Raw genomic sequence first — 23,412 nt, 5'->3', positions numbered from 1 at the left:
TCCCATTTGAATCAGCATGCCGATCAATAACGGAATGTCATCTATTCGGGTCGAGGTTATGGGGAGCTGGGGTATCATATACCCCAGCATAACTCACCTAATTCAACTTTAACCCTAAAATTTTACTCGAAACGGGAGTCTCAATGGCTCGCTAAAAGGAAATCTCTGTGACTACTCTCCGCCTCTCCCTCGCCCAAATGAACATCGCCCTCGGCGACCCCGAAACCAACTTCGCCCTCGTCCGCGAGTGGGCGGCAGAGGCGGCGCGGCACGGCTCGTCGCTTGTCGTCTTCCCCGAACTGTGGAGCACCGGCTACGACTTGGAGAACTGGCACAAGCACGCCTCGCCGCTCGGCGAAGGCATGTTCGCCGAAGTCTCGGCGCTGGCGGCGGAGTTCAACATCGGCATCGCCGGATCGATCCTTGAAGCGCGAAACGGCAAATGCTACAACACCCTGGCGCTCTTCAACCCTGACGGCACGCAACAGGCCGTCTATCGCAAACTACATCTCTTTCGATTGATGGAAGAAGAGAAGTGGCTGGCACCGGGCGAGGAGGCGGTGACGACTGAGGCGGCCTGGGGCAAGACCGGGCTGGCGATCTGCTACGACCTGCGCTTCACCGAACTGTTTCGCAAATACGCATTCTTTGGCTCCAAGCTGGTCATCCTGCCTGCCGAGTGGCCCAGCCGCCGGACGGCCCACTGGCAGACTCTGATTCGGGCGCGGGCGATTGAGAATCAAATGTTCGTGGTCGCCGTCAACCGCGTGGGCGAGTCGAAAGGCGAACACTTCGGCGGCAAGTCGGCGGTGATTGACTCGTGGGGCGAGACGGTGGTCGAAGGCGGCGACGGGCCGGAGCTACTACACGCCGAGATTGACCTGGCGCTGGCCGACGAGGTGCGCAAACGAATCCCGGTGTTTGAAGATCGCCGGAGCGATATTTACGGATAAACTCTCGATAACTGCTCGATGTTTTGATCCACGAAGTCACACGAAGCGGCACGAAGTAAATTTCAGGAGCTTTCTTCGTGAACCTTCGTGTTTCTTCGTGGATCATTTTCTATTAACCAAATCCCTCAGGAGGAATGACAATGACTATCAAATCAACCCCAACCCACGAGCCAGCCGGGCCAGACTGGACGCCAATTCGCCGGGTCGTGACCATCGGCTCTTTTGTGGTGATTATCCTGGTGCTCGGCTATGTGATGTTTATACCGAAATACGAAGCGGCCCAGGCCAACAATGTGGCCGATGTGGCCATCATCCTGGCTCCGGTGGTGGCCGCCGCCGCCGCTATCGAGCGGGTTCTGGAAACGACCTTTGATCTGGTCGAGACTCGGGCCAGCAAGGCGGTGGCGTTCCTGGCTCAGACTGAGAAGTGGATTGACCTGGCCGAGAAGGAAGCAGAAGAGGCCCGCGCCAAGCTGATCACCGTCACCGCCAAGTTAAACTCGGCCCTGGTGGCAATCGAGCCGACGAAAGTTCTGGAGCAGGAGCAAAGGTTGAAAGCGACGCTGAGGGTGGTCGGAGATCGAGCGGATCGGGCGGAGGAGTTGTTGGCCAGCGTCACCGTCAAATCGCCGACGTACCGGCAAGCCAAGCGGCTGGCCAGCCTTTACATCAGCCTGGTGATGGGTCTGCTCATTGCCTCGGTCGGCTCGGTGCAAATGTTGCACCTGTTGGGTATCTTCAAAGGGGCGTCTACCTGGCAGGTTGGATTCGACGTGTTGATCACCGGTGTGGTGATGGCCACCGGCAGCGGCCCGGTTCACTCGGTGATCAATATTCTGCAACAGGGCAAGGAAGCATTGGAGAGCGCCAGCGGCTTCTTGCAGGCCCGCCAGAGCCAGCCGCGGGCAACAAAACCGGGCGAGTAGGGTCAGGGTCAACGGATTGAACGGATTTAGCGGATTATTTTTTTTCAAATCCGTTCAACCCGAAGGGGATAAATCCGTTGACCCGCTTCATGGCACGAGTTCGGGGCCTTGGTTGACGTGCCGGTCGTAGAAGTCCAGCAGGAGATCGGCGTCAACCGTCTCCAGGTCGAGTTCCCAGCCCCAGGCCAGGGCAATCACCGGCGAGGTGATCTGCGAGTTCGGGCTGACGATGATCTTGACTTTGTTGAACGTCGTATCAGCCGGGGCGTGATTGAATAACTGAAAGAGCGCGTCCTGAGTGTCGGAGCAGGCTTCCGGGCAGTTGTAGAGGATGACGATGCCGCCGTGTTCCAGGTTGTGAACGTAGTATTCGGGCGGCACTTCTTCATCATAATATCCCCACTCGAACGTCTGGCCGTAATGTGAGCCGGACGAAGGCGGGTAATGTTCGTAGATGCCAGTGTCGCCAAGCTGCAGGTGCGACTTGCCCTCGTCGGGCACGGCGTACTCGATGGGAACCGCCTCAAGTGTGGGGAGCGGGGACGGCGTCGGGGCCAGCGGCGGCTCAAACATTCGAGTCACCGTCACACATCCCAGACCCGTCACCAACAACATCAGGCCCGGCAGGATCCAGAGTTTATTCTTTTTGATCATCGTTGGGTCTCAATATAAAGATCGCCCGCCATCTCCGAGCCAAGCACGTGCTCGCCGGCGAGCGTTTTGATTCGGACGGGGCCGTTGAAGGGGGCGCGGCCCACCAGGGTGACGGGTGTGCCGGGGATCAACTTGTGCTCGGCCAGATAACGCAATTTATCAGGCGTGTGGTGGCGAATCCGGCTGAGCATCCCCTGTGTGCCAACCTCAAATGATAACAGGCTGGCATCGTCCACTTTCGGCATCTGGCCGTCTTTGGTCGGGATAGGGTCGCCATGCGGGCAACGTTTGGGAAAGCCGGCCAACTCATCCATCCGGTCTTCAAATTGATCGTTAATCACCCCCTCCAGCCCGTGCGCGTGTTCGTGTACCTCGTCCCAGCCAAACTTCATCACCGTCACCAAAAACGCTTCGAGCAAACGGTGGCGGCGGATTGATTTCAACGCCTCGCGTTCGCCCTCTGTTGTCAGGCTTACGCCTTTGTAGGGCTGGCGGCGCAGGTAGCCTTCCAGCGCCAGGCGGCGCATCATTCGCACCACCGCCGGCGGCGACACTTCCAGCCGGTCGGCCAGCGCCGTCGTCGTCACCGGCTCGTCGGTGGATTGTTGCAAGCGATAGATTTCGGCCAGGTACTCGCGCCGGGCGTGCGTGATCGCCTCAAGCGTTTCATTCTCGGCATGTGAGACGTTAGAGGCGGATTTCAAGGAACTCTCTCCCGGCAATCCGCACAGGCCTTTTTGTTGACCACGGTTAACTTCCAAATTGACCTCTGACAGCCCGTTAAGTTAACAGGCTGGGCTAGATATAAAAGATTATTTTCACTAATATTACCGTAATCAAACATTACTTTCAAGGAACGGAGAAAACGAATGTTAGTGTCATTATTGCTGACTCTGCGCGAAGGCCTCGAAGCGGCGCTCATTGTGGGAATTGTGTTTGGCTATCTGCGAAAGATTGGCCAGGCTCAATATGGCCGGGTGGCCTGGGCCGGTGTTCTGGCCGCCGCTTTGCTCAGTGCCGCCCTGGCGGTTGGCATTACCGCTGTGGGCGCAGAACTCGAAGGCCGCTCCGAGCAACTCTTTGAAGGCACGACGATGATGCTGGCTGTCGTCGTCCTCACCTGGATGATCTTCTGGATGCGGTCGCAGGCCCGCAATTTCAAGACCTCGCTGGAAAGCGACGTGCAGAAAGCGGTGTCTCGCGGCACGGCCTGGGGACTCTTCGCCCTGACCTTCCTGGCCGTGTTCCGCGAAGGCATTGAGACCGCCTTGTTTCTGGGGGCCGCCGCCTTTCAGTCGAGTGGCATTGACACGCTCATCGGCTCGGTGATCGGCCTGGGCCTTGCCGCCCTGATTGGCTACCTGATCTACGCCTCCACCGTCCGGCTCAACGTGCGGCTGTTCTTCGACATCACCAGCCTGCTCCTGCTTGTCTTCGCCGCCGGGCTGTTCATGCACGGCGTCCACGAATTCCAGGAGGCCGGACTCCTGCCCGAAGTCATCGAACAAGTTTGGAACACCAGCGCCCTCATCAGCAAAGAATCGGTCGCCGGTCAATTCCTGCGCACCCTCGTCGGCTACACGCCCACGCCCTCGCTCGTCGAACTCATTGCCTACGTTAGTTACTGGCTGATCACCCTCGGCGCGGTGCGCTGGTGGACGATGCGTCTGGCGACGAAACCGGTTCGCGCCACCGCTTAAATCACCTGCGCTTCATTCCTTGCCTTTGAAGTGTTCGTCGTCGGCGCTTTAGCGTTGAAGCATCTGCGCTAAAATACCGGTGACGAACACTTTTGATCTTCTGACTATGAACACTCTCGACGCCATTCACACCCGCCAATCCATTGGCAAAGTCAAACCTGATCCGGCGCCGCGCGCGCTGATCGAACAGATGTTGAGCGCCGCCGCCCAAGCGCCCAACCACTACCGAGTGCGCCCGTGGCGATTCTTCGTCCTCACCGGGGCGGCCCGCGAGCGGCTTGGCGATGTTTTCGCCGCCGCCTTTCGCAAACGCGAGCCGAACGCTAACGACGAAGTCGTGGCTGTGCAACGCTCCAAGGCCCTGCGCTCGCCTCTGCTGATTGTCGTGGCGGTGGACAAACCGAGTGAGCCAAAAGTGCTTGAGATCGAAAACGTGTGCGCCGCGGCGGCGGCGACGCAAAACCTGTTGTTGGCCGCGCACGCTCTCGGGTTAGCCGCCAAGTGGAATACCGGCCCCAACGCCCTCGACCCGGACGTGAAAGCCTTCTTCGGCCTCGCCCCGGATCAACACCTGATTGCTTTCGTCCACATCGGCTACCCGCTCAACGAACCGCCCGTCATCTCGCGCCCCTCGTTTGAAGATCGAACGGTCTGGATGGACTCATGATCACCTTGCAACCCATCGGCTTTGTGAGGAACTCACGAAAAGAGATCGAAGATGACAATTGGGGCGGCATTATTTCGGAGATTGCCCTCGCCGACTCGTTGAGCGAGGAAAGCCTGTGGGGTCTCGAAGAATTTTCACACGCCGAAATCGTCTTCTATTTTGACAAGGTTGACGAGGGGAAGATCATCACCGGCGCCCGCCACCCGCGCAACAACCCGGCCTGGCCCAGAGTGGGCATCTTCGCCCAACGAGGCAAGAACCGGCCCAACCGGATCGGATTGGCTGTTGTCAGAGTCATCGGGCGGGCCGGGAAGGTTTTGCGAGTCGAGGGCCTCGACGCAATTGACGGCACGCCGGTTCTGGACATCAAGCCGGTCATGGCCGAGTTCCTGCCACAGAGCAACGTCCGCCAGCCCGATTGGTCAAAGGAATTGATGCGCGATTACTGGAATGCGGGCAACCAGAACAATGGCTCTCCGTGAGAAGCGCCTTTCTCTTTATAAGTGACAGCCACCTTTGGCGAACCTGAAGAATTTAGGCGCTGTTCCGGAAATCTTTACGAAAAATTGCTTTTCCCGGAAGCGGGTTGACCTATAATGGAAACTGTCCGAAAGGGTCAACCCAATGAAATTCGATATCGCCGTTGCTCCGGCCTCCCTCGCCCAAGTCCCCGACCTGGCCCGCCGCGCTGAGAACTTTGGCGCAAGCGGCCTCTTCACCAGCGAAACTCAACACGACCCGTTTCTGCCGCTGGCCCTGGCCGCCGAACACACGGCCCGGCTCCAGCTTGGCACAGCCGTCACCATCGCCTTCGCCCGCAGTCCGATGACGCTGGCTTACACCGCCTGGGACTTGGCGGCGCAATCGGGCGGGCGCTTTCTGCTCGGCCTCGGCACGCAAGTCAAACCGCACATCGAACGGCGCTTTGGCATGGCCTGGCCCGAGTCGCCGGTTGGCAAACTGCGCGAGTTCATCGCCGCCCTGCGCGCCATCTGGCTGGCTTGGGAGACGGGCGACCGGCTCAACTTCCGGGGCGAGCACTTCAAGCTCACGCTGATGACGCCCTTCTTCAACCCCGGCCCGATTCGCCACCCGAAGATTCCGATCTACATTGCCGGCGTCAACGCTCCCCTGATCCGACTCGCCGGGGAAGCCGCCGACGGCTTCCACGTCCATCCCTACCACACCCGCCGTTATCTGACTGAGGCCATCCTGCCCAACATCGAAGCGGGCGCGGCTAAATCGAATCGATCACGAAATGAAGTGACGATTGCGGCCACGGCCTTTGTCGCCATTGGCGAAGACGAAGCGGCGCGGGCGATGATGCGCGAGGCGATGCGGTCGCAAATTGCGTTTTATGCTTCCACGCCCACCTACCGGCCCGTGATGAGTTTGCACGGCTGGGAGGCCCAGGCCGAGGCGCTCACGGCGCTGGCCTCGCGAGGCGGCTGGGGCGAGATGCCGGCCATTATCAACGACGACATGCTGGCCGAGTTTTTGGTGGAAGGCTCGTGGGACGACATCGGCGGCAAGTTGCGCGCTCGATATGACGGGTTGGTGGATCGTCTGGCGCTTTATCTGCCCTTCACGCCAGGCGACGTGGACGGCAACTGGGCCAAAGTGGCGGCGGCCCTTCAGTAGGCGGTTTCCCTTTCCCGGTAATCAATTAATCAACTCTGAGAAAGACCCTCAAAGGCCAAGATCGATTCTATGGGCGGCATCTAATAAGCAAAACCGGGGCGGCGGAGTCAGCCATGATTGACAACATGATCGATCACAGGCAATTGCTTGAACACTACAAACAGGAATTGCGGATTGTTGAGGCGCGCTTTCGCAATCTGGTGACTCGCAACGAGGATGGCATCGTCGTGGTGAGCGGCGATGGCCGGGTGCGGTTCCTCAACCCTGCCGCCGAGGCTCTGCTGGGTCAAACCGCCGACTCGCTCCCGGGTCTGCCGTTCGGCTTCCCCTTAATTCCCAACACCACCGCTCAATTTCAGATTAATGGTTTGAGCCAGAAGATGGTTGAGGTCCGAACGACGGCTACCGAATGGGATAACGAGGCGGCGATCATGATCTGTCTGCGGGAGGTGACCGCCCCTCAACCCGTCTCTGTTGCGGATGATTTTCTCTTGGAGCAACAGCTTCACCTGCAAAGCGCCGTTCTGGAAGCCGCCGCCAACGCCATCATGATCACCGATCGTGAGAGCAAAGTTGTCTGGGTGAACCCGGCCTTCACCCGCCTCACCGGCTACACCCTGGACGAGATGCGCGGCCAGACTCCGCGCCTGCTCCGCTCCAATCAACACAACCAGCCCTTCTATAAAATGTTGTGGGACACGATTCTGTCAGGCCAGGTGTGGCAGGGCGAGGTCGTCAATAAGCGCAAGGATGGCGGTCTTTACGTGGAAGAGCAAACGATCACCCCGGTGCTGAACGAGCAGGGTGAGGTCACCCACTTCATTTCCATCAAGCAGGATGTCACCGAGCGCAAACGCCGCGAGCGCGAACAGGGCGCCATTATCGAGATCGTTACCACCCTGCGCGCCGCCCGCACCCGGGCCGAGATGTTGACTATTATCGTTGACGAAGTGATCGCCCTGATCGGCGGAACGAGCGCCATGTTTGTTTTTAGCAGTTCAGAGACGGGCGAGGTTGAACTGGGGCGCGGCGAGTGGGCCAGCCTGACCGGAGAAAAGCTGGCGCTGGGCGATATCGCCCGGCGTGTTGCCGCCTCTGGCCGTTTCTACGTGGACAACGGTTTGCTCGACGATCTGCGTCGCTCGTTCCCCGGCCTGTTCGATTTGCCGGCCATTGCCTGCGTGCCGCTCATTGCTCACGAGCAAATGATCGGCGCGTTGTGGCTGGGCCGGCAAACGGCCTTTACTGAAGTGGAGGCCGGCTCCTTCGTGGCCATCGCCGACATGTCGGCCAATGCCCTGTACCGCGCCAGCCTGCACGAGCAGACCGAGCGCCGCCTGCACAACCTGACCGCTCTGCGCGTGGTGGAGCAGGCCACCAACTCCAGCTTTGATCTGCGAGTCAACCTCACCATTTTCCTTGAGCAAACCACGAGCCAGTTGGGGGCCGATGCGGCCAACGTGTTGCTGATGAGTCCCAACAGCCCGGTGCTCAAATATGCCACCGGGCGCGGATTCCTGTCGCCGGCCTCACAGCGGGGCGAGGTGACTTTGAACAACAGCCTGGCCGGGCGGGTGGTGTTGGAGCGCCGCCCGATCAGCTACCCCGATCTGAATCTTGTTCAACATCTGGAGCGGGAGCGGTTGTGGCTGAAGGAAGGCTTTGCGGCTTATTACGGCGTGCCGCTGGTGGCCAAAGGTGAGGTGAAGGGGGTGCTGGAGATTTTCCACCGCGCCCCGCTCAAGTTGGACGCCGAACGGTTGGACTTTTTGGAGGCGCTTGCCACCCAGGCGGCGGTTGCCATAGACAATGCCCAGCTCTTTGAGAGTCTCCAGCAATCCAATTTGGAACTGGCCCTGGCTTACAATGCCACGATTGAAGGCTGGTCGCGGGCTATGGATTTGCGTGACCGTGAAACCGAGGGCCACACCCAGCGCGTCACCGAGGTGACGGTGAAGCTGGCCCGATCCATCGGCCTGGGCGAAACCGACATTGTTCACATCCGCCGGGGCGCGCTTTTGCACGACATGGGCAAGATGGGCATCCCCGACAGCATTCTCTTCAAGCCGGGGCCGCTCACCATTGAAGAACGCGACATCATGCGCCGCCACACCGTTTACGCTTACGAGATGCTCTCGCCTATTGCCTACCTGCGCCCGGCGCTGGACATTCCTTATTGCCACCACGAACGGTGGGATGGACAGGGCTACCCGCGCCAGTTGAAGGGCGAGCAAATTCCGCTGGCGGCCCGCCTCTTTGCCGTGGCCGACGTGTGGGACGCGCTGAGTTCCGACCGGCCTTATCGCCAAGCCTGGCGGCAGGAGCAGGTTCACGAGTACATCACCCGGCAGACCGGCAAGCACTTTGACCCGGATGTGGTGAAGGTGTTTTTGCGTTCTGCATCTTTATAACCTATAATCGCCGCATCCCTGGTCAGGAGGCGCCGATGTCCACCGTTGCTGAAGCAAAGCCGGAAAAACTTTCGTTTCTCACCAAAATGTCTTTTGGCGCGGGTGATCTTGGCCCGGCCATGGTCACCGCCATCAGCGGCTTCTTTCTGCTGAACTTCCTCATCAATGTTGCCGGGCTGGAACCCGGCCCGGCGGGCACCCTCCTGCTCGTCGTCAAAATCTGGGACTCGGTCAACGATCCCCTCGTCGGCTGGCTCACCGACAAAACAAAGAGCGGCATGGGCCGCCGCCGCCCGTGGATATTGTATGGCGCGATTCCCTTCGGCCTGTTCTTCTTCTTGCATTGGATCGTGCCGCCGATTGGCGAAGGCCTGAAGTTCTGGTATTACCTGGTCATCGCCTTGTTGCTCGACACAGCCTTCACTATTGTCAACGTGCCTTACACCGCTCTTACTGCTGAACTGACTCTGGATTACGACGAGCGCACCAGCCTCAATTCGTTCCGCTTCAGCTTCTCGATTCTAGGCGGGGTGCTCTCGGCCTTTGTTCATTCGCAGATCATCGCCGCGTTCAAAGATGATCCTTTCACCGGCTATTCCTTGAGTGTCGGCATTTGGGCGGTGGTGAGCGTGATTGGCTTCCTGGCCGTCTTTTTCGGCGTGCGCGAGCGCGGAACCGGGGGCGGCTCACAAACCGACGACGGCCCCGGCTTCGTGGAAGGAATCAGAATCGCCTTCAAAAACCGGGCCTTTATCCTGGTCACGGTCATCTACCTGTTCTCCTGGCTGGCCATTCAGTTCGTTCAAAACAATCTGTTCATCTATGCCCGCGATTGGATTGGCATTGAGGCCGGGCAGTTTGGCTTCTTGCTGTTGGCGGTTCAGGTCTCGTCTTTCGTCTGGGTGTTGATCTGGGCCAGGGTGAGCGAGCCGTGGAGCATGTTGCCCGACGTGATCGAACTCGACGAGCTGGAGACGGGCCAGCGGCGCGAGGGCGTGTTCTACGGCTTCTTTGTGTTGTTGCAGAAGTTTGGCCTGTCGCTGGGCCTGTTCATTTCAGGCTGGGTGCTGGACATCGCCGGTTACATCAAGGCCGTGCCGGGCCAGCCCGATCCGGTTCAGCCGGATAATGTGTTGTTTGCCCTACGCGTGCTGGTCGGCCCGGCCGGGGCGGCCATCCTTCTGCTCAGTTTTGTCGCCGTCTATTTGTATCCGATCACGAAAGAGAAGCATGCCGAGATCAAGGCGGAGTTGGCAAAGAGGAAGTTGGCGTGAGGTGTGGTAAAATGCGGCCAGCGTAGTTGGGAGGGATGGCTGAGTGGTTTAAAGCGGCGGTCTTGAAAACCGTTGTGGGGCCTTGCCTCACCGGGGGTTCGAATCCCTCTCCCTCCGCTGTGGGGCGAATTGTCAATTCGCCCTACATTTGAAACTTGGGAAGGTGCCGGAGCATGGTTTAACGGGAGCGCCTGCTAAGTGCTTGTACGGGGCTTCAACCTTGTACCGAGGGTTCAAATCCCTCCCTTCCCGCCAGAACAAAAACGCCTCACTGAAAAGTGGGGCGTTTTCTTTTGACGACAGACGATGGACGGTAGACGAAAGTCACTCGAAGCGATCAGTCGTCATTCGTCCGCCGTCCTTCGTCGGCAAATACTTCCCAATTTCTTCCGCAATATCCAGCGCCGCGTGAGGCCGGGCCAGTTGGCGGGCGTTGGCGGCGGCGGCGGCCAGCACCTCGGGGCCGGAGCCGGCCAGTTCGCGCACGGCGGCGGCCACCCGGGTTGGCCCCGGCGCCCAGCGGCCCGCGCCGTTATCCACCACAAAGTGGATGTTGCCCTCTTCCTGTCCCGGCAGTGCGCCGCTCAAAATAATCGGCAGTCCGGCGTTGATAGCTTCGACGACCGACGACGGCCCGGCTTTGGTGACAATGAGATCGGCGGCGCGCATCAGGTCGGGCATGTTGGTGACGAAGCCATAAATGTGGGCCGGGGTTTTCCACTGGGCCGCGTTGAGGCGGGCGCGGAGGGCTTCGTTGCGCCCGGCGACCACGGCCAGTTGCAGAGACAGGCCGGTGTTGGCGATGCCGGTTGCGATTTCGTACAGCGGCCCCATGCCCTCGCCACCGCCGACGAGGAGCACCGTCGTCAGGTCTGGCCGCCAGCCCAGTTTTTGGCGGAGTTGCGCCTTGTCGCCGGGCGGCGCGCTGAACTTTTGCGAGATGGGCAGGCCAATGACTTTGAGCTTCTCCGGCGGCACTTTATTTTTGACGGCGCGCTGGTAAGCGCCTTCGGTGGGGACGATGATGAGGTCAACTTTGGGATAGAACCAGAAGGCGTGGGCCGAGACCAGGTCGGTGACGACGGTGATGAAGGGCGGGCGGCGTTTGCCCAGGGCGCGCAGGCTGGGCATGGTGAGCAAAGGATGGGCGCTCACGTACACCTCCGCCGGGTGTTCGCGCACCATGCGCCGGAAGGCGGGCCGGGTGTAAGGATAGAAAGCGCCGGTGAGGGCGCGGCTCCGGCTCGAGCCGTCGCTCACTTTGAAGCCCGGCCCCCAGAACCGCGAGCCGCGGGCGATGATGCTAGGATACCAGGCCGGGAAGCGGCTGAACGGATAAGGCGTGTATTCTTTGAAAACGTCTATCAGCTCTACCTGAACTGACTCGCCATATTTGAGATTGAGGGCTTCCTGAATTGCTTCGGACGAGGCGCGATGGCCGCCGCCGGTGTCGGACATGAGGAGGACGATGCGATGAGGCATATGGCAATGACGAATGATGAATGACGAATGATGAATGACAAATGACAAACGACGATAAACAATAACCGAATACGGGTTTGTTATTTGTTGTTGGTTACTGGTAATTTGGTTTTGAGCCGCTTTTCCAACTCGCGGCGAGGGAGCAGAACTCGCCGCCCGCAGGTGTCGCAGGTCAGGCCAATGTCGGCCCCGAGGCGCACCACGGTCCACTCGTAGCCGCCGCACGGGTGCGGTTTGCGTAGCTTGAGTCGATCCCCCAGCGCCAAATCGAGCGGCATGAGGGGATTATAGCAGAGAGGCGGGTGATATAATCAGAAGAGGCATCATAAATAACAGGTAGATAGTTGCTATAACAAAAGAAAGCTGACGGCTATAACTATGGCAAATGAAATCAAAGCGGCTTTTCTTGGGGAACTATCCAAGCGTTATGGTTTGGTACGCAAGCTGGAAGGAAGCCAATCTTTATATGAGATCGGGGAAGGTGGTCTGCGAGTTTACGTCCGCTATTCCAAAGTTCATAGCAAAAATCAGACCTTCTATGGCTTGAGAAGCGAAGACTTGCGAAGGCTGGAGGGATACCCTTCTATAGTTTGCTTTCTTTGGGACAATCAAATTGAACCAGTGCTCGTGCCACTTGCTGAATATGAGGATGTTTTTCAATCACTTACTCCAGCCGGAGATGGTCAGTACAAAGCACAAATCTATCTAAAGAACGACGGAACTGAACTTTACATTGCTGGGGCTGGAAGATTCAACGTTGAAGCTTATTTTGGTTGGGGTGAAATTGAAAGACTGATTGACTCGACTCGGTTGAAGTTTGCGCCAGAATTTTCGCATTCTCAAATCCAGACCTTTCTGGGGGCCATAGGAGCAGCTAAAGGCTACGACATCTGGATTCCTCAAAATGATCGCTCTAAGTTAGAATGGTCTCTGACAAATCGTTTTGATTGTCGTGATGCTCTGCCTTTTGGCTTTGAACCTATTGCCGGTACTTTACAAGAAGTGGATGTAATCTGGGTAGAGCGAGGCTCAAGCAAATTGAGAGCTTTGTTTGAAGTGGAACACTCAACGCCAATTTACTCCGGATTACTTCGTTTCAACGACATTCATTTGGTGGCTTCTGCGCTTCGACCCAGATTCAGTATTGTCGCGAATGATGCCAGACGCTCACTCTTCGTGCGGCAAATCAATCGGCCAACTTTTCAAGTAAGTGGGCTAGGCGAACTTTGCACATTTTTTGAGTATGCCGATGTAGCCGGATGGCATAACCGAATCGCCACTAGAGGGGCAACCAATGAAGCATCGTAAAACACCAGAGATTATTTGGATTGTTGTTTTGGTCGAGAGCGGAGTACCTATACTCGTGGAGGCATATCGTTATGAAAAAGTTGCGAGAAGGCGAGAGCATTTGCTGCGCGCCAAGATGCGTGAGAATTACGATGAAGCGGGTATCTTTGAAGTTAAGGTTGGGCAAAAAGATCCTCTAGGATAAAAGGCAATCCGTATGTCCCTCTACATCTCTCTCGGCATCACCCTCATCCTCGCCATCACCGTCCACGAGTTTGCCCATGCGCTTGTCGCCGACAACCTGGGCGATCCGACGCCGCGTAGTCAGGGGCGGGTGACGCTCAACCCGCTGGCGCATCTCGATCCATTTGGCTCGCTTCTCTTCATTGTCAGTGGCTTTGGCTGGGGCAGGCCGGTGCTCACCAACCCTCGCAACTACCGCGTCCCGATTCGCACCGGCATGGCTATCGTCGCCTTCGCCGGGCCGCTCTCGAACTTTCTTATGGCGTTGTTGGCCGCCATTCCGTTTCGGCTGGGCCTGGGCGGCGCGCTCAACGTTGGCGGCGTGGGCGAGATTATCCCCTCGCTCTCCGACTTCCTTTCAATCTTTATTCAAGTCAACCTCGGCCTCATGCTGTTCAACCTGATTCCTATTTCGCCCCTCGACGGCTTCAAAGTGGCGCTGGGCGTTCTGCCCGATCAGTGGGCCAACGCGCTGGCCGGGCTGGAGCAGGTGGGGCCGATCCTGTTGCTGTTGCTGGTCGTCAGTGGGCGGATTGGTGAGCAGTTCGGCTTTGGCTTCAACCTGCTTGGCTTCCTCGTCGGCCCGGCCCAACAAGGCCTCTTCAACCTTCTGGTCGGCTGATGACCGGCGCGCGTTATCGAATCTGGCAGTTCGGGCGACTGCTCACAACGCGAATGCCGCCTGAGGCGCTGGCCGAAGTGCGCGCCTGGCTCACGCCATCGCTCTTCGATCTCTTCTGCCGCATGACTCCCGCCGAGCAACATCATGCTTACTGCGTCTGGCAAACGTTGATGAAGCAGGGCTACACTGACCGCGACCTGCTCACCGCCGCCCTCTTGCACGACGTGGGCAAAAGCAAAATGCCGCTGGCGGCCTGGGAGAAAGTGGCCATCGTGTTGGGATTCAAATTCATGCCGCGACTTGCAGAAAAATGGGGAGGAACAGAGACAGGGAAACCGTCGTGGTGGGCCAGACCTTTCGTCGTCGCCGTTCAACATCCGGCCTGGGGGGCCGACCTGGCCGAAGCCGCCGGCGGCTCAGCCAGCGTCGTCTCCCTGATTCGTCATCATCAGAATAAGAGTCGGGAATTGGCGTGGTTGCCAGAGTTGCAAGCCGCCGATAACGCCAACTAAACCCGCAATCCAAAATCGCAAATGCCTCAAATCACCCTCATCGGCCTCGGCAGAGTCGGAACCAGCATCGGCCTGGCCCTCAAACGAAAAGCAGTGGATGGACTGACCGTGATCGGCCACGACCGCTCGCCTGAGACGGGCCGCCAGGCGCAGGCCAAAGGCGCCATTGATCGCGCCGAGTGGAACCTGCCCGCCGCCGCCGAAAACGCCGACTTGATTTTGCTGTGCGTGCCGCTTCAGGAATTGCGCCAGGCCATGCAGGAAGTTGCGCCCAGCCTCAAGCCGGGCAGTGTGGTCTCCGACGTTGCCCCGCTCAAAGCGCCGGTGCTGGCCTGGGCGGCTGAACTCATTCCAGCAGATCGTTATTTTGTCGGCGGCGGTCCCATCCTCAACCCACTGTACTTGCACGACGGCCTCACCGGTCTCGACGCCGCCCGCGCTGACTTGTTTGATAACGGGCTGTGGGCGCTCGTGCCCGAGGCTGACCCGCCGCCCGAAGCTCTCAAATTGTTGAACGACTTTGCCCGGCTCACCGGGGCAACGCCGTTTTTTGTGGACGCGCTTGAGTATGATTCCCTGCTGGCCGGAACTAACACCTTGCCGGCCCTGTTGTCTGCGGCGCTGATTCAGGCAGTGAGCACCGCGCCCGGCTGGGCCGACGCGCGCAAACTGGCCGACCGCACCTTTGCCACCGCCACCGCGCCCGTCTCGTTTGTCAGCCCGGCCGCCGTTCGCGCCGCCACGCTTTTGAATCAGGCCGGCGCTCTCCACGCGCTTGACGAAGCCCAGAATCAACTCAGCCGAATACGCAAAGCCATTGCCGAAAATGACAGCGCCACACTCGATGCCCTGCTCACCGAAGCAACGCTCACTCGCGAAGTGTGGCTGAAGAAGCGCGCCGAAGCAGACTGGGAGGCCGAAGAGAAACCGGAATTCGAAACGCCCACCGCCGGGCAAGTACTGGGGCAGATGATTGGGCTGGGCCGGAAGAAGAAGTAAACAGTAAACAGTGAATAGTGAACAGTTCCAGCCGCACTGTTCACTGATGACTGTTCACTGATGACTATGCCCTTCTGCTACATCCTCGAATGCGCCGACGGCACGTTTTATACCGGCTGGACGACCGACCTGGAGCGGCGGGTGAAAACGCACAACGCCGGACGCGGCGCAAAATACACCAAACTTCGCCGCCCGGTGCGGCTGGTGTATTCGGAAAATTTGCCGAGCCGTTCCGCCGCGCAAAAACGCGAACTGGCAATCAAACGCCTGCCACGATTAAAGAAACAGGCGCTGATAAAATCCAATCTCTAATCTCCAATTCTCTAATCTCTAATTCCCGGAGACCCCCATGACCAATTCCAAAACCCAATGGATCGCCGACGAACTCGCCGGCCTCAGGCAGCAGGGCCTCTACAACAACATTCGGGCGCTCGGCTCGCCGCAGGGCGCGTGGCTGATCGTGGACGGCAAGCGCGTCCTCAACTTCTGCTCTAACAACTACCTCGGCCTGGCCAACCACCCGCGCCTTCTGGCCGCCGCCAAAGCCGCGATGGAAAAATATGGCCTCGGCCCGGCGGCAGTGCGCTCGATTGCCGGCACGACGGAACTGCATCTTGAACTCGAACGGCGGCTGGCAACCTTCAAAGGCGCCGAGGCCTGCATCACCTTTCAATCCGGGTTTACCGCCAACCTGGCCACTGTGCCTGCCCTCGTCGGCAAAGAAGACGTGGTCTTCTCCGACGAACTGAATCACGCCAGCATCATTGACGGCTGTCGTCTCTCCGGCGCAAAAATCGTCCGTTACTCGCACAACAACGTGAATAGCCTGCGCGAAGTGATCGCCGCCGAAAAGAAAACCGGCTTCCGCCGGGCCATGATCATCACCGACGGCGTGTTCAGCATGGACGGCGACATTGCGCCCCTGCCCGACGTTTTGAAAGTGGCTGAAGAGGAAGGCTACCTGCTCATGGTGGACGACGCGCACGGCGAAGGTGTGCTGGGCAAGGGCGGGCGCGGCATCGTGGATCACTTCAACCTTCACCACAAAGTGGATGTGGAAATCGGCACCCTGTCTAAAGCGTTTGGCGTGGTGGGCGGCTGTGTGGCCGGGGATGCCACCGTCGTCGAGTGGTTGCGCCAGCGTGGCCGCCCCTTCCTTTTTTCCAGCGCCATGACCGTGCCGGACGTGGCCGCCTGCCTGGCCGCCATTGACCTGCTCGAAGAGTCCACCGAACTTGTGGATCGCTTGTGGGACAACGCCCGCTACTTCAAAGCCGAGATGAAGACCTTCGGCTTCGACACCGGTGTTAGCGCCACGCCGATCACGCCGGTGATGTTGGGCGAAGCGCAACTGGCCCAGCAGTTCAGCCGGACTTTATTCGAGAACGGCGTGTTCGCCATGTCAATTGGTTTTCCGACCGTGCCCAAAGGCAAGGCCCGCATTCGGGTGATGATCTCTGCCGCCCATAGCCATGATGATTTGAATAAGGGGCTGGAGGCGTTTGTAAAGGTGGGGAAGGAACTACGTGTGATTTAGCTTAACACGGGAGGCCGCCATGAAGAAGTTGCAAACCGGCGTTATTGCCACAGTTTTGCTGGTGGCCGTTCTGGGCCTGGTCGGCGGCGTGGCCGGCCTGCGTGTGGTTGCCGACGGGTTGAGCCGCTATCGCACTTCGCGGACTCTATACCGGGCCGAGATTGAATGGCGGCACGGCAACCCGGTGGAAGCCGGGCGTTACTTTGTGAGCGGCCTGTGGATGATCGTGGACGGCGGCATGCGCTGGCAGGCGGCTCAAGTCTATTTGCTGCGCACCGACCAGTTGGTTCGTGAAAGTAAACTGCGCGAAGCGAGGAAGGTTTGCTACACCGCCGACGATCTTTTGGGGCAATATGACAATGCCTGGATGATGGATTACCGGTGTAGCCTGATTGGCTACCAGCCGCCGCCATAAATGATGATCGTAAAGAGGATATGACGATGCTCGATTTTGCTTCAGTGCGTAACAAACAAAAGACGATGGCCCAACTGGCCGACGGCCTGACGCTCGACGATTTGCGTCGCCTGACGGACGAAATGGTGGACACCATTCACAACTTGATCGCCGATTGCGTGGATGCCGACGTGATCTTTGGGCCGGATGATCCGATGGCCAAAGACGACGCGGCGGCGACGGATGACGAGGTGAACCTGGCCTGGACGCTGGGCCACGTGATTGTTCACACCACCGCCTCAGCTGAGGAGAGCGCGGCCCTGGCCGCCGAACTGGCGCGCGGCGTAGCCTGGCATGGTCGCTCGCGCAGTGAAGTGCCCTGGCAGGAAGTGACCACAATCCGGCAGTGCCGCGAGCGCCTCAAGGAAAGCCGCCGGATGCGGCTGGCAAGCCTGGAGATGTGGCCGGCCCGCCTGACTTCGACAACACCTATCAGCCTTTTGAGGGCAGTGAGCAGGTGAATTGCGTCAACCGCTTCATTCGCGGCCTCTCGCACGACGACAGCCACCTGAATCACATTGCCGAAATTGTGCGGCAGGCCCGGGCGGCCCGGCAGATCACACGTTGAGTATTTGAGCCAGCGAGGCCTGGGCCATCTCGCGAATATGTTGGTTGACGAAGTAACGGCTGAGGGTGTCAATCGAGAGATACTTGGCCCCGGCCACCAGCCGCACACACTGCGGCGCGCCGCACAGGCAGACAAAAGGCCGATCCATTTCCCATTCGGTGGACGGGTAGAAAAAGGTGAGTTCCTCACCGACGGCAATATCGCGGGCGGCGGTGATGGTGAGGCCCGTCGTGTCCACGATGGTATTGGGTTGGCATGAGTGGTTGAGGTAGGCCAGCACCCCCAGTTCTTCAATATGCGTATCCTGACCGACCTGGATGGTTTGATAGGTGGGTTGGCGGACAAGGTGATAGCCTTCGATGCGATAAATCAACTGGCCGCGAGTGTAAGGTTCGCCGGTGATGAGCCGCGCTCCGTAAGCACTGCCGCCGCGTTCAACGTGGATCATGGATTCCCTCCAACATTTATAGTGCAATATAAGGCCGAGTTGAGAAAAGTCAAGAGGCCGGGCGATATTTTAATGCTGACAGGAATTGAAGGTTGCGCTGAAAGCGGCTACAATTCAAAACCTCACTCATGAAAAAACTTCCCTCCCTCACGTCTCGTCTGGCCAACGCGCCCAAGCCGTTCCTCAAATGGGCGGGCGGCAAGACCCAGCTGCTCTCGCAACTCCAGCCGCTGTTTCCGCGCCAGTTCTCCGGCTACCACGAGCCGTTTGTCGGAAGCGCGGCGGTATATTTTCATCTCTACAATTTGATTCAGAGCGGCGAGTTGAAGGCTTCGCTGAAGCGAGTGAGCTTAACCGACTCCAATGAGGAACTGATCAATTGTTACCGCGCCGTTCGCGACGACGTGGAAGCCGTCATTGAGATCCTCGCCGATCACAAAGAGAACCACAGCCGCCGGTATTACTACGCTGTGCGCGCTGAGAGGCAACCTCACCAGAACAACGTGGAACGGGCCGCCCGCCTCATTTATCTCAACAAGACCTGTTACAACGGCCTCTACCGCGTCAACCGTAAAGGCCTGTTCAACGTGCCTATGGGCCGCTACAAAAATCCCGGCATCTTCGACCCCGATGAACTGCGCGCCGCCAGCCGCGCCCTCGACGGCGTGAGCATCGAAGTGGCCGACTTTCGCGACGTTCTCAAGCGGGCCAGGAAGGACGATTTCGTTTATTTTGATCCGCCGTACTATCCGTTGAGCAAGACGGCTAGCTTTACCAGTTACACCATGCAACCCTTTGGAAAGTTTGAGCACGAGTCGCTGGCGCTGGTGGCGCGGGCGCTTGATGAAAAAGGGTGCCGGGTGATGGTGAACAACTCGTGGTCGGATTACACCCGGCGGCTGTATTTTGGCTTCAAGCGTGTCGAGCTAAAGGCGAATCGATCCATCAACTCGAAGGCCGCCAAACGCGGCAAGATCAGTGAGATGGTGGTGGTGAACAAATAATCTCCGGCCGCATCACCTCGGTAGGCGGCTTTTTGTTTGGTGGCGCTACAAACGTTAGCCACCGGCCAGAGCTAACAACTTCTCCCTCAACGCCTCGGCCAGCGGCAGCACTTCCTCCGCCGGGGCGTGCGCCCCGGCTTTCGCTTTCAGCGCGGCAAAGTCGGCGGCGATTTGTTCCGCCGCCGCCGCATCTATTTTAGCCAACTCATCTTGAGCGGACTCAAACGCGGCTTGCGCCCGCGCCAGCGCGCCGAGCGCCCCGGCCAGTTCCGCGCCCTGCGCCGCCTGCGGGTATTCGATGGTAAAGACTTCCAGCCCCTGCGCGGCCTCCGACGCTTTCATCCGCGCTTCGATCATCGGGTCGGCGGGCGCGGGCCGGAAGAAGATCAGCGCCACCGCCAGAATCAAAACGGCAATGCTAACTGCCGCCAGCCCGATGAGCAGGGCAGGGTGGATGCGTTTGCGTTCACGATAAACGGCCATTCGTAATTCCTTATTCCAAAATCACCACCGCCGTCGCGCCCTCTTCGACGCGGGCCAGCGCGGACTCTGTCGCCGCCAGCACGCCGTCGGCGCCGGGCAGGCCGGTAAGGTCGAGCAAGCGCGAGCCGATGAGCAGGCGCACGCGTGGCGGGCCGCTCAGCAGATCAGGCACGGCGGCCAGCCGTTTGCGAAGCGCGGCCAGCAGGGTTTGGGGCGCGCCGGGGATGACGCGCTCGCTGTCTGCCGTCAGCCGCACCGCGCCGCGCCGATCCACGATCAACGCCTGCGCCCGCCGGAAGAAATTCCCACGCGCTTGATACACCCAGAAGCCGCCGGTGTCGGCCAGCAGAGTCAACGCTTCGGGTTGGACATGCGCCGTCTGCGCGGCCAGGGCGCGCGCCTCGGCCTCGTTAATTTCAGCCTGCGCCACGGGCGCGGCCAGCGCCACATGCCCGCTGGCGACGGCGCGCACGGTGCCGCGCTCCTCGTCGCGCTCGATCACCACCTGCACGCTCTCCGGTTCGGCCCCGGCGCGAATGGCGGCCTCTTCGGCCTCGCGGGCCAGCGCCTGCGCCGAGGCCGCGTCGCCGAGGGCGCGCTCCACTTCTTCGCGCACGCTGGCCAGTGCGTCACCCAACGACGAGATGATCTCTGCATGTTCGACGAGGCGATACGGCAGGCCCAGCCGCCCGGCCACTGCCGGGACAAGCGCGCCTGCCCCACCCCCGCCGCCGATCAATTGAAAGGCGTGGCGGCGCAGTTTGTATTCTTTCGATAACGCTTCGACCGCTTCGGCCACACGTTGCGCCGCGAGATCAAGCAGACGCCGCGCGGCCTCTTCCGCCGAACAGCCGAGGGCGCGCCCCAGCGCCGCAAATCCATTCAAGGCCGCCGCGCGCGAGCCGCGCGCGTACGCGCTCTCCGGCACGAGGCCGAGCGCGTTGGCCGCACACGTCACCGTCAACGCCCAGCGCCGCCCATCGCTTGATTTCACCACCGCATAATCCGCCGGGTCGCCCTCGCGCGGCGCGATGAACTCTAACTCCAACTCTTCTATACGGGCGATACGTGTATCGCCCCTACACAAACTTGCATACGGCAACCCGGCAATGTGCGCCGAGCGCGGGCCAACGTCCGCGATTTTTCGTCCGCGTATTCGGGCCATCGAGCCGCCGGCGATGCCCTGCACCCGCACGTCGAGCGAGCGCACGCACGTCGGATGATCCATCACCTGCACGTAACGCATCTCCGGCTGGCCGCCGCGAATCACGCCGAGGTTACTGCTCGTGCCGCCCACTTCGAGGAACACGCCATCGGCCACGCCGCCGGAGAGTAGCGCCCCGGCGAGACTGGCCGCCGGGCCGGAGAGCAGGGTGAGGATCGGGCGGCGGCGCAACGTGGCGAGGTCGGTCAGGCCGCCGTCACCGCGCATCACCATTAGCGGCGCATCCACGCCCGCCGCGCGCAAACTGCGCTCCACCAGTTCCGCCGTCTGCAACATTTTGGGAAGCAGGCTGGCGTTGATGGCGGCGGTGAGGGTGCGAATCTCCAGCCCGTACACGCCGGAGAGTTGATGCCCGGCCACCGCCGGGAGGCCGCGTTCAACGGCGGCATCGAGGATAAGCAGTTCGTGTTTGGGATCGTCCACCGAAAACGCTTCGCTGGCGACGATGGCTTGCACGCCGAGGGCGACGAGCGACTCGACGGCGCGGGCGGCGGCGGCGGGCGTGAGTCCGGCGGTGGTGTCTATGAAGACGTGGCGCGTGCGGAGAGCTTTGCCCGGCGCGAGGGGGATGTCGCCGACGCGGGTGCGGCGGGCGGCGTCGGCGGCGTCGCGCCCGCGCCCCATGCCCACCATGCCGACGAGGGCCGTGTCGCCCTCGAGCAGTGCGTTCACCGCTTGAGTGGTGCTATGCGCCACCAGCGACACGTGCTCGGCCTGAACGGCAGGATGGGCCAGCAGTTCGCTAAGCACTTGCACGATGCCGCGCGCCACGCCCTCCGCCGCGCTGTGGGTGGTAGGTATGAGGGCCTGCGCCACGAGCGCGTAAGGTTGGGTTTGAATTGCGACGGCTTTGGTGAACGTGCCGCCCACGTCTACGCCGAGGCGTAATTTGCTCATCTTCGCTTCACCATCTTGCCGGAGAACTCGAGCGCCATCAGCAGGCCCACGCGTCGAGATGGATAATCGGTGGCCGGCACACCGTGGGCGGCGAGGACGAGGGCAGTGTCTTTTTCCATGATCAACTGGCCTCTGGCGCCGGGGCGGGCGCCGGCTCAACGCGGCGCGATTTCCACCACATCGCCACGCCGCCGATTATATACACGCTCAACAAAAATGCTTGCGCGGCCAGCGTCTCCACCGTCGGGTGAATGCCGGTGAACTCGGCCACCGGGCGCGGCAAACGCGGGAAGACGCCGATGAGCGAGGTGGCGTTGATCAGCCCGGACTCTTGCAATCCTTGCGCGCCCTTGCCGATGAAGGCCACCGAGAGCAATATGACGATGCCAACGGCGAGGGTCATAAACGCGCGGATGGGCAGTTTGCGCCCGGCGCGCAGAATGAGCCACGCCACCACGCCCAGCGCGGCGGCCCCGGACAGAAAGCCGTACAGCACGAACAATTCCGAGCGGCGGCTGAGGCCGAGTAGGACTTCATAGAACAACACCGTCTCGAAGCCCTCGCGATACACGGCGGTGAAACCGAGGCCGAGGAGGCCCAGCGCGTTGCCGCTGGCCATGGCCGCCCACGCTCGCGCTTCCAAAAATTCCATCCACCGCTGGCGGTCGAGGCGGCCCACCAGCCAGAACGACACCCAGAACAACACGCCGACGGCGATAAACGAGATCACCGCTTCGAGCAGTTCGCGGCCTACCGGAGCGATTTGCACTACGAAGCGCAGCAACAGCCACGTCAGCGCAGTGGCGGCGAACGCCAACCCGATGCCGAGGACGACGTGCCGCCGCGCGGCGCGCATCCCGCCCGCTTGCAGGTAGCCCAGCAGGGCGGCGATGACTAGCACGGCCTCCAGCCCTTCGCGGAAGATGATGGTGAACGACGCGCCGAAGGCCAGCGCCGGGGCCAGCGCTCCCACCTCGGAGAACATGGCGTCAATCTCGTTCAGGCCGTCGCGCACCGAACGGGCAGATTGCTCCACGTCGGCCGCCGGAGCGCCAGCCTGCATTTTGGTGCGCAGGTCGGCGAAGCGGTATTCCATGTCCAGCGTCAGGTCGGCGTCCAGCACGCGCAAGGGAATTTCGATAGCCTCGAAGTGATCGAGATAGGCGGCGCGCGAGAATTTGTAAGCCGTCTCGAAATCGTTCAGGCGATAGGCGCGCATGGCCTGCTGGAGCGAATCGCGGATGGCTTCGGTTTCGGCGGGCACGTTCACGTCGCCGGGGCCGCCGTCCTGCGCCGCCACGCGCGGGGCGAGCGCGAGGGCGCACACGGCCAGAGCAACAAGAAAAGTGGACAGTCTCAATAGTTTCATACAACCCTCAAAACTTCATCCACAAAAGACACGAAGTTTTTTCTTGGTGTTCCTTC

The 23,412-nt window shown here is 60.2% G+C and carries 25 protein-coding genes, 2 tRNA genes and 1 pseudogene; 20 read left to right on the top strand and 8 right to left on the bottom strand.

Translation table 11 applies throughout. The annotated features are described in order from the left end of the window. Positions 1-197 precede the first annotated feature (197 nt). The gene (locus HYZ49_07035; GenBank protein ID MBI3242029.1) at positions 198-953 is read left to right on the top strand and encodes a carbon-nitrogen family hydrolase; all 756 of its coding nucleotides are present in this window, start codon (positions 198-200) and stop codon (positions 951-953) included. Positions 954-1,093: 140 nt separating this feature from the next. Continuing rightward, complete coding sequence (locus HYZ49_07030) at positions 1,094-1,879, top strand: hypothetical protein (GenBank protein MBI3242028.1); 786 nt, start codon at positions 1,094-1,096, stop codon at positions 1,877-1,879. Positions 1,880-1,966: 87 nt separating this feature from the next. Here HYZ49_07030 and HYZ49_07025 read toward each other — a convergent pair whose 3' ends face one another. Next, complete coding sequence (locus tag HYZ49_07025; protein ID MBI3242027.1) at positions 1,967-2,533, bottom strand: DUF3105 domain-containing protein; 567 nt, start codon at positions 2,531-2,533, stop codon at positions 1,967-1,969. Further along, positions 2,530-3,237 (bottom strand): metal-dependent transcriptional regulator, encoded by a 708-nt coding sequence (locus HYZ49_07020; protein MBI3242026.1) that lies wholly within the window; start codon positions 3,235-3,237, stop codon positions 2,530-2,532. Before HYZ49_07020 ends, HYZ49_07025 begins: the two co-directional genes overlap by 4 nt. Before the next feature lie 165 nt (positions 3,238-3,402). Here HYZ49_07020 and HYZ49_07015 point away from each other — a divergent pair, with 165 nt between their 5' ends. The 8 genes from HYZ49_07015 (at position 3,403) to HYZ49_06980 (ending at position 10,481) form a co-directional block, all read left to right on the top strand. Beyond that, positions 3,403-4,233, top strand: coding sequence for an FTR1 family protein (locus tag HYZ49_07015; GenBank protein MBI3242025.1), 831 nt, complete (start codon positions 3,403-3,405; stop codon positions 4,231-4,233). 106 nt (positions 4,234-4,339) lie between these two features. Next, a complete protein-coding gene (locus tag HYZ49_07010) occupies positions 4,340-4,900 on the top strand; it encodes a nitroreductase (protein ID MBI3242024.1) in 561 nt (186 codons plus the stop codon). After that, positions 4,897-5,382 carry an SAM-dependent methyltransferase gene (locus tag HYZ49_07005; protein MBI3242023.1) on the top strand — a complete coding sequence of 162 codons (486 nt, stop codon included), beginning with the start codon at positions 4,897-4,899 and terminating at the stop codon, positions 5,380-5,382. The genes HYZ49_07010 and HYZ49_07005 overlap by 4 nt, the downstream gene beginning before the upstream one ends. Before the next feature lie 142 nt (positions 5,383-5,524). Next, positions 5,525-6,541 carry a TIGR03617 family F420-dependent LLM class oxidoreductase gene (locus HYZ49_07000; GenBank protein MBI3242022.1) on the top strand — a complete coding sequence of 339 codons (1,017 nt, stop codon included), beginning with the start codon at positions 5,525-5,527 and terminating at the stop codon, positions 6,539-6,541. 113 nt (positions 6,542-6,654) lie between these two features. Beyond that, positions 6,655-8,952: a PAS domain S-box protein gene (locus HYZ49_06995; protein MBI3242021.1), complete on the top strand. Its 2,298-nt coding sequence runs from the start codon at positions 6,655-6,657 to the stop codon at positions 8,950-8,952. Between the two features lie 35 nt (positions 8,953-8,987). Continuing rightward, entirely contained in the window at positions 8,988-10,226 is a 1,239-nt protein-coding gene (locus HYZ49_06990; protein MBI3242020.1) for an MFS transporter, read from the top strand. Positions 10,227-10,255: 29 nt separating this feature from the next. Beyond that, a tRNA-Ser gene (locus tag HYZ49_06985) sits at positions 10,256-10,343 on the top strand. Between the two features lie 40 nt (positions 10,344-10,383). Then, positions 10,384-10,481: transfer RNA gene (locus HYZ49_06980), tRNA-Ser, on the top strand. A 69-nt stretch (positions 10,482-10,550) separates the two neighbouring features. Here HYZ49_06980 and HYZ49_06975 read toward each other — a convergent pair. Then, the gene (locus HYZ49_06975; GenBank protein ID MBI3242019.1) at positions 10,551-11,708 is read right to left on the bottom strand and encodes a galactosyldiacylglycerol synthase; all 1,158 of its coding nucleotides are present in this window, start codon (positions 11,706-11,708) and stop codon (positions 10,551-10,553) included. Between the two features lie 80 nt (positions 11,709-11,788). After that, the gene (locus tag HYZ49_06970; GenBank protein ID MBI3242018.1) at positions 11,789-11,986 is read right to left on the bottom strand and encodes a DUF951 domain-containing protein; all 198 of its coding nucleotides are present in this window, start codon (positions 11,984-11,986) and stop codon (positions 11,789-11,791) included. A 100-nt stretch (positions 11,987-12,086) separates the two neighbouring features. On the opposite strand from HYZ49_06970, the gene HYZ49_06965 reads away from it, so the two are divergent. From HYZ49_06965 to HYZ49_06925, 9 genes and pseudogenes are all read left to right on the top strand, one after another. Continuing rightward, a complete protein-coding gene (locus tag HYZ49_06965) occupies positions 12,087-13,016 on the top strand; it encodes a hypothetical protein (protein MBI3242017.1) in 930 nt (309 codons plus the stop codon). Further along, complete coding sequence (locus tag HYZ49_06960) at positions 13,003-13,200, top strand: hypothetical protein (protein ID MBI3242016.1); 198 nt, start codon at positions 13,003-13,005, stop codon at positions 13,198-13,200. The genes HYZ49_06965 and HYZ49_06960 overlap by 14 nt, the downstream gene beginning before the upstream one ends. A 12-nt stretch (positions 13,201-13,212) precedes the next feature. Further along, positions 13,213-13,860: a site-2 protease family protein gene (locus HYZ49_06955; GenBank protein MBI3242015.1), complete on the top strand. Its 648-nt coding sequence runs from the start codon at positions 13,213-13,215 to the stop codon at positions 13,858-13,860. Beyond that, complete coding sequence (locus HYZ49_06950; GenBank protein MBI3242014.1) at positions 13,860-14,372, top strand: HD domain-containing protein; 513 nt, start codon at positions 13,860-13,862, stop codon at positions 14,370-14,372. The genes HYZ49_06955 and HYZ49_06950 overlap by 1 nt, the downstream gene beginning before the upstream one ends. A gap of 21 nt (positions 14,373-14,393) precedes the next feature. Further along, entirely contained in the window at positions 14,394-15,371 is a 978-nt protein-coding gene (locus HYZ49_06945) for a prephenate dehydrogenase (protein MBI3242013.1), read from the top strand. Positions 15,372-15,437: 66 nt separating this feature from the next. Next, positions 15,438-15,683: a GIY-YIG nuclease family protein gene (locus HYZ49_06940; GenBank protein ID MBI3242012.1), complete on the top strand. Its 246-nt coding sequence runs from the start codon at positions 15,438-15,440 to the stop codon at positions 15,681-15,683. A 37-nt stretch (positions 15,684-15,720) separates the two neighbouring features. Then, complete coding sequence (locus HYZ49_06935; GenBank protein ID MBI3242011.1) at positions 15,721-16,908, top strand: glycine C-acetyltransferase; 1,188 nt, start codon at positions 15,721-15,723, stop codon at positions 16,906-16,908. Positions 16,909-16,927: 19 nt separating this feature from the next. After that, entirely contained in the window at positions 16,928-17,323 is a 396-nt protein-coding gene (locus HYZ49_06930; protein ID MBI3242010.1) for a hypothetical protein, read from the top strand. 26 nt (positions 17,324-17,349) lie between these two features. After that, positions 17,350-17,930: pseudogene (locus tag HYZ49_06925) on the top strand (DinB family protein). Here HYZ49_06925 and HYZ49_06920 read toward each other — a convergent pair. After that, positions 17,920-18,378, bottom strand: coding sequence for an SET domain-containing protein-lysine N-methyltransferase (locus HYZ49_06920; protein MBI3242009.1), 459 nt, complete (start codon positions 18,376-18,378; stop codon positions 17,920-17,922). The pseudogene HYZ49_06925 and the gene HYZ49_06920 sit on opposite strands and share 11 nt — an antisense overlap. 128 nt (positions 18,379-18,506) lie before the next feature. Here HYZ49_06920 and HYZ49_06915 point away from each other — a divergent pair, with 128 nt between their 5' ends. Then, positions 18,507-19,382 carry a DNA adenine methylase gene (locus HYZ49_06915; protein MBI3242008.1) on the top strand — a complete coding sequence of 292 codons (876 nt, stop codon included), beginning with the start codon at positions 18,507-18,509 and terminating at the stop codon, positions 19,380-19,382. A gap of 54 nt (positions 19,383-19,436) precedes the next feature. On the opposite strand, the gene HYZ49_06910 is transcribed toward HYZ49_06915, so the two are convergent. From HYZ49_06910 to HYZ49_06900, 3 genes are all read right to left on the bottom strand, one after another. Beyond that, positions 19,437-19,865, bottom strand: a complete 429-nt coding sequence (locus HYZ49_06910; protein ID MBI3242007.1) for a hypothetical protein — start codon at positions 19,863-19,865, stop codon at positions 19,437-19,439. Positions 19,866-19,875: 10 nt separating this feature from the next. Further along, positions 19,876-21,987: a methylhydantoinase gene (locus HYZ49_06905; GenBank protein ID MBI3242006.1), complete on the bottom strand. Its 2,112-nt coding sequence runs from the start codon at positions 21,985-21,987 to the stop codon at positions 19,876-19,878. A gap of 121 nt (positions 21,988-22,108) precedes the next feature. After that, positions 22,109-23,356, bottom strand: coding sequence for an FTR1 family protein (locus HYZ49_06900; protein ID MBI3242005.1), 1,248 nt, complete (start codon positions 23,354-23,356; stop codon positions 22,109-22,111). Between the last annotated feature and the right edge of the window lie 56 nt (positions 23,357-23,412).

Source organism: Chloroflexota bacterium, assembly GCA_016197225.1.
In the GTDB taxonomy this organism is placed as follows: Bacteria; Chloroflexota; Anaerolineae; order Anaerolineales; family VGOW01; genus VGOW01.
This window is presented reverse-complemented; position numbering and strand designations above follow the sequence as displayed.

What these genes read in the sequence shown, in the direction of transcription:
- HYZ49_07035 (MBI3242029.1), top strand. Translation starts at nt 198, where the DNA reads ATGAACATCGCCCTCGGCGACCCCGAAACCAACTTCGCCCTCGTCCGC.
- HYZ49_07030 (MBI3242028.1), top strand. Translation starts at nt 1,094, where the DNA reads ATGACTATCAAATCAACCCCAACCCACGAGCCAGCCGGGCCAGACTGG.
- HYZ49_07025 (MBI3242027.1), bottom strand. Translation starts at nt 2,533, where the DNA reads ATGATCAAAAAGAATAAACTCTGGATCCTGCCGGGCCTGATGTTGTTG.
- HYZ49_07015 (MBI3242025.1), top strand. Translation starts at nt 3,403, where the DNA reads ATGTTAGTGTCATTATTGCTGACTCTGCGCGAAGGCCTCGAAGCGGCG.
- HYZ49_07010 (MBI3242024.1), top strand. Translation starts at nt 4,340, where the DNA reads ATGAACACTCTCGACGCCATTCACACCCGCCAATCCATTGGCAAAGTC.
- HYZ49_07005 (MBI3242023.1), top strand. Translation starts at nt 4,897, where the DNA reads ATGATCACCTTGCAACCCATCGGCTTTGTGAGGAACTCACGAAAAGAG.
- HYZ49_07000 (MBI3242022.1), top strand. Translation starts at nt 5,525, where the DNA reads ATGAAATTCGATATCGCCGTTGCTCCGGCCTCCCTCGCCCAAGTCCCC.
- HYZ49_06995 (MBI3242021.1), top strand. Translation starts at nt 6,655, where the DNA reads ATGATTGACAACATGATCGATCACAGGCAATTGCTTGAACACTACAAA.
- HYZ49_06990 (MBI3242020.1), top strand. Translation starts at nt 8,988, where the DNA reads ATGTCCACCGTTGCTGAAGCAAAGCCGGAAAAACTTTCGTTTCTCACC.
- HYZ49_06975 (MBI3242019.1), bottom strand. Translation starts at nt 11,708, where the DNA reads ATGCCTCATCGCATCGTCCTCCTCATGTCCGACACCGGCGGCGGCCAT.
- HYZ49_06970 (MBI3242018.1), bottom strand. Translation starts at nt 11,986, where the DNA reads ATGCCGCTCGATTTGGCGCTGGGGGATCGACTCAAGCTACGCAAACCG.
- HYZ49_06965 (MBI3242017.1), top strand. Translation starts at nt 12,087, where the DNA reads ATGGCAAATGAAATCAAAGCGGCTTTTCTTGGGGAACTATCCAAGCGT.
- HYZ49_06960 (MBI3242016.1), top strand. Translation starts at nt 13,003, where the DNA reads ATGAAGCATCGTAAAACACCAGAGATTATTTGGATTGTTGTTTTGGTC.
- HYZ49_06955 (MBI3242015.1), top strand. Translation starts at nt 13,213, where the DNA reads ATGTCCCTCTACATCTCTCTCGGCATCACCCTCATCCTCGCCATCACC.
- HYZ49_06950 (MBI3242014.1), top strand. Translation starts at nt 13,860, where the DNA reads ATGACCGGCGCGCGTTATCGAATCTGGCAGTTCGGGCGACTGCTCACA.
- HYZ49_06945 (MBI3242013.1), top strand. Translation starts at nt 14,394, where the DNA reads ATGCCTCAAATCACCCTCATCGGCCTCGGCAGAGTCGGAACCAGCATC.
- HYZ49_06940 (MBI3242012.1), top strand. Translation starts at nt 15,438, where the DNA reads ATGCCCTTCTGCTACATCCTCGAATGCGCCGACGGCACGTTTTATACC.
- HYZ49_06935 (MBI3242011.1), top strand. Translation starts at nt 15,721, where the DNA reads ATGACCAATTCCAAAACCCAATGGATCGCCGACGAACTCGCCGGCCTC.
- HYZ49_06930 (MBI3242010.1), top strand. Translation starts at nt 16,928, where the DNA reads ATGAAGAAGTTGCAAACCGGCGTTATTGCCACAGTTTTGCTGGTGGCC.
- HYZ49_06920 (MBI3242009.1), bottom strand. Translation starts at nt 18,378, where the DNA reads ATGATCCACGTTGAACGCGGCGGCAGTGCTTACGGAGCGCGGCTCATC.
- HYZ49_06915 (MBI3242008.1), top strand. Translation starts at nt 18,507, where the DNA reads ATGAAAAAACTTCCCTCCCTCACGTCTCGTCTGGCCAACGCGCCCAAG.
- HYZ49_06910 (MBI3242007.1), bottom strand. Translation starts at nt 19,865, where the DNA reads ATGGCCGTTTATCGTGAACGCAAACGCATCCACCCTGCCCTGCTCATC.
- HYZ49_06905 (MBI3242006.1), bottom strand. Translation starts at nt 21,987, where the DNA reads ATGAGCAAATTACGCCTCGGCGTAGACGTGGGCGGCACGTTCACCAAA.
- HYZ49_06900 (MBI3242005.1), bottom strand. Translation starts at nt 23,356, where the DNA reads ATGAAACTATTGAGACTGTCCACTTTTCTTGTTGCTCTGGCCGTGTGC.